2 protein-coding genes and 1 pseudogene are annotated in these 2,920 nt (G+C 69.3%); 2 read left to right on the top strand and 1 reads right to left on the bottom strand.

Annotated elements, in window-relative coordinates; translation table 11 throughout:
- Positions 1 to 363, top strand: a 363-nt coding sequence (locus ACEN88_RS28320) for a helix-turn-helix domain-containing protein (RefSeq protein ID WP_413345026.1), incomplete at its 5' end; no start/stop codon positions are given.
- A 15-nt stretch (positions 364 to 378) separates the two neighbouring features.
- Here ACEN88_RS28320 and ACEN88_RS28315 read toward each other — a convergent pair.
- On the bottom strand, positions 379 to 2,592 hold the full coding sequence (locus ACEN88_RS28315; RefSeq protein WP_413345024.1) for a TonB-dependent receptor: 2,214 nt from the start codon (positions 2,590 to 2,592) through the stop codon (positions 379 to 381).
- Positions 2,593 to 2,719: 127 nt separating this feature from the next.
- Between ACEN88_RS28315 and ACEN88_RS28310 the strand changes: the two are divergent.
- Positions 2,720 to 2,920: pseudogene (locus ACEN88_RS28310) on the top strand (sensor histidine kinase); the annotation flags it as partial.

Genomic DNA, 2,920 nt, shown 5'->3' with positions numbered 1-2,920 from the left:
ACGGACCAGCCGTCGCTGCGCCAGCTCGGCCGCAACTGGGTCGAGCGCCTCGCGTGGCAGGCGCACGAATGGCGGCGCGAGCACAGTCCGCGCCACGTGGAGCGCCGCATCAAATCGTTCAGCGGCCGCTCGCTGCGCGAATGGCAGTCGATCGTGCGCACGGAAGGCCTGTTCTTCGCGGCGCGCGACCGTCACGACGCCGGCCAGCCGTTCGACTGGGCCACGATGGCGCTGGACGCAGGTTTTGCCGACCAGGCCCACATGACGCGCGCCGTCCGGCGCATCACCGGCTTCACCCCGGCGGAGTTCGCGCGCCGCTTCGCCGAGGACGAATCGTTCTGGATGTACCGGCTGTGGGTGTGAGCCGTCGGTCGAAGCTCAGTTGAACGTGTAGCGCACCCCCACTCGAACCGTGCGCGGCGCGCCGGGCGCGTAGAACGTCGAGTGCACGCGGTCATCCTTGACGAAGCTGCCGTCCGCATCGAACCCGGTCGTGCCGAGCTGCGCCGCCGTCGCATAGCGCCGGTCGAGCAGGTTGTCGACCTGGGCGAACACGCGCAGGCGTGGCGTCGCCTGGAACGCCGTGCCGAAGTCGAACACGGCATGGCCAGTCGTCGCGCCGCGGCCCAGGTACGCCGCGCCGTCCGGGCGGTGCAGGCCGTTCTCGTTGCCGCGCGCCGTCGAGCCGGAAACCGCCAGCACGCCCAGTTCCGCCGACCACGCAGGCAGGATCTGCCATGCCGCGCGCGCCTTGAACACGTGGCGCGGAATCAGGGGGATGCGGTCGCCGGGATGGATCGCGATATTGCCGTCGGCATCCGCGCTGCTGTTGCCCTCGCCGCCCACCGTCTCGCCGCTTGCGAACGTCGCGTGCAGGTACGTGTAGTAGGCGGAGACGGTCACCGGCCCGGCGCGGCCGTCGACGCCCAGCTCGACGCCCTGGCGCCGCGTGCGGCCGAAATTGCGGAAGTAGCCGAAGCCCGCCGCATCGTCCGCGACGAACAGGATGTCGTCGTCGTTCGTCGCGCGGAACACGCTGGCGTTCCAGTGCATCCGGCCGATGGTACCGCGCACACCCGCTTCCCACGTGCGCGTGACGACCTGCTTCAGCGGCGGATCGCCCGCCATCGCGTTCGGCAGCTTGCAGGGATTTTCCGGATCCGCGCAGCCCAGTTCCACGGCCGTCGGCGTGCGGCTGCCTTCGTCGTAGCCGGCATGGACGTTGAACTTGCGCGACGGTGCCCAGGTGATGCCGAGCGCCGGATTGAAGCGGCCAAAATGGTGGTCGCCGTCGAGCGAGCCGCTGCCGCCGCCCGGATTGATCCGGTCGCGGTTGTGCACCGCCGTCCGGTTGTAGCGCCCGGACAGCGTGACGTGCAGGTCGTCGCGCAGGTCGATGGTATCCGTCGCGAAGACGCTCCACGTGCGCGTGCGGCCGACGAGGTCGATGGCCATGTCGTCGTCGAACACGCGCACCGGCGTGACGCTGCGGTCCGCATGCAAGTCGCCATATTGCGCATCCTGGCGGAAGTCCGCGCGGCTCGCGTCGTACGCCGCGCCCACTGTCAGGCGGCCGGAAAACTCGGCCTGTCCGCTCAGCCCATGGTTCGTCTGCGTGCTCGCGGTGCGGTTGACGATGGCGTCGAATAATCCGTCGTCGTCATCGTTCAAGTCGCCATTGAACGTCGTCGTGCGGATGTGGCGGTAATACGCGTTCCCGGACAACAGCACGTCGTCCGCCACCTTGCGGCTGCCGGTCAGGTTGAGCAGCACGGCGCGGTTGCGCGTCACGTCCGGCTTCGTGTAGACGCTCGCGTAGTCCCGGTCGAGCATCCGCTGCTCCTGCAGCCCGTTGCCGGCCAGGCGGCTGCCGGACAGTGCGACGCTCGCCGCCACGTCCGTGACGCCGTCGTGCCAGCCCGCCTTGCCGAACATCTGGCCGAGGCGCGTGGGCGAGTCGTCGCGCCAGCCGCCGTCGCGGAACGCCATGCCCGTGACGTACCAGTGCAGGCCGCGGTCGTCGTGCCCACCGTGCTCGAACACGACCTCGCCGTGGCCGTAACCGCCCGCCTGCGCCTGCACGGCGCTGCCCGCATCGTGCAGGCCATCCTTCGTGCGGACCGCGAGCGCGCCGCCCAGCGTGTTCAGGCCGAACAGCGGATTCGAGCCCGGCATGAGACTCAGCGTGGAAATGGCCGCGCGCGGGATCAGGTCCCAGCTGACGACGTCGCCGAACGGCTGGTTCATGCGCACTCCGTCCACGTAGACGGACAATCCCTGCGGCGTGCCGAGCAGCGGCGACGCGGTGAAGCCGCGGTAGCTGACGTCCGGCTGGAATGGATTGCCCTGGATCTCGTTGACGAACACGCTGCCCAGGCGCCGGTTCAACGCGGCCGGCAAGGTCGCGGCGGACGGGTCGTTCATGTCGTCGCCGTCCAGCGCCTGGACGTTCGCGGGGATCCGTTCGCGCGCGACGCCGAGGCCCTGCAGCGGCGTCGTGCCGACGATTTCCACGATGGCGGGCGCCGGTTCGGCCGCGGCGATGCCGTGACAGAGTGCCGCGACGGCGACGGCGAGTGCGGTGCGGGTCATATCGATGTCTCCTTGTGCTTTCTTTTGCACGAACTATTCCAGCGCCGCGGTGGCGGCGACAGGGAAAAATTCCCGACTGGTATGGAAGTTGCGTACACAAGGGCAAACAACACATGACGAGGGGAACATGGACCTGCGCCGCCGCCTTCTCGGCTCGCTCTGCCTTCTGTTGGGCAGCCTGCTGGCCATGACCACGCTGATACAACTGTATTCACTCCGGAGCGACATCCGTGCCGAGGTGGACGCGTCCACGCGTCTCGTGAACGTGCTCGTGGCGGCCGGCAGTGCCCCCGCCGCCGACGCGGGCGCCGTACGCGCGCTGCTCGCC

It is taken from the genome of Massilia sp. CT11-108 (genome assembly GCF_047302915.1).
Taxonomy (GTDB): domain Bacteria; phylum Pseudomonadota; class Gammaproteobacteria; order Burkholderiales; family Burkholderiaceae_D; genus Telluria; species Telluria orientalis.
This window is presented reverse-complemented; position numbering and strand designations above follow the sequence as displayed.